This is a genomic window from Desulfovibrio sp. 1214_IL3152 (genome assembly GCF_036763055.1).
Lineage (GTDB): Bacteria > Desulfobacterota > Desulfovibrionia > Desulfovibrionales > Desulfovibrionaceae > Desulfovibrio.
Window position 1 is genome coordinate 1 of record NZ_JBAIYW010000161.1, and the last position, 1,205, is coordinate 1,205.

1 pseudogene is annotated in these 1,205 nt (G+C 56.8%); it reads left to right on the plus strand.

Annotated features, from left to right (window positions below):
- Positions 1-918: pseudogene (locus tag V6C07_RS03260) on the plus strand (PEP/pyruvate-binding domain-containing protein); the annotation flags it as partial.
- Positions 919-1,205 lie beyond the last annotated feature (287 nt).

The window sequence follows — 1,205 nt, forward strand, 5'->3', positions numbered from 1 at the left end:
CGGCAACCACAGCTTGTATCCAGCGAGGCGGAGCCGCCCAACCTCATGGCCGGCAGCCCGGTGCATCAGCGCCTTCAGGCCATGAGTCAGCTTATGGTTCCCCTCAACCTGCTGCACCCGGACGCGCCGGAATTTGTGCCCGCGCAGTGCCGCACCCTGCACGACATCACCCGTTTCTGCCATGAAAAATCCGTTCGCCTCATGTTTGAAGAAGAGGAAGCGGGCGTCAACAGACGCATGGGCAAGCAGTTGCGCGCCGGGGCCAAGCTGCAATACTGGATTGTGGACATGGGTGGCGGTTTCAGTCGCCGAGTCCCCGGGCCTGTGGTGGATCTGGATCTCATTGCCAGTGCGCCCATGCTTGCCCTCTGGGACGGCATGGTGGCGGTGCCGTGGGCAGGGCCTCCGGCCACCAGCGCTTCGGGTTTCATGACTGTCATGCTTGAAAGTGCCATGAATCCGGAGCTTGAAAGCACGGCGCCAAATTCTATGGCAAACAAAAATTTCTTTATTATATCTGATAATTACATGGTATTGCAGGCCCGTTACGGCTACCATTTCTGCACGGTGGAATCTCTGGCGGGTGAGGAAAGCCACGAAAATTTCGTGAGCTTCCAGTTCAAGGGCGGGGCTGCCGATCGCAAACGGCGGCAGTTGCGCGCCCGCATGGTGGCGGATCTTCTGGAGCATCACGGCTTTCGCGCGGACGTGAAGGACGACTCGGTGTTTGCCGTGGCCGAAGGCTATGATGCTGCCGAAACCCTGATGCGTACCCGTCTGCTCGGCTATCTGCTTATCCACACACGCCAGGTTGATATGATCATGCTGGATACGGATCGGGCCAAGGCCCTCAAAGACAAGATGGCCGCGGATATGGACAGCCTGAAAGACAGGCCGCTGAAAGACGCTTCCAGTTAGAGCATTTTAACTTTGAAAAAGTGTAGATGCTCTAGAGCAGATTAACTTTGAGAATATACATTCTCAAAGTTTAAGGCACGCTCACTTCGGCGTTTAACCGCGCAGATAAACTGCGCTTACGCCTCCGTAGGAACGGCTGCATGAAAGTGCAGCGCGCCTCTCGGTAGTGTCCAGAATTTTTCGCACATTTTGTAGCTACCATGTGGTGTCAGGTCTGGCGCTGTCTTGAAGCTGGCGCGTGCTTTGCGAGCGGGACGCTAAGTGGCGATCCCGCGCTGCAATGCCCG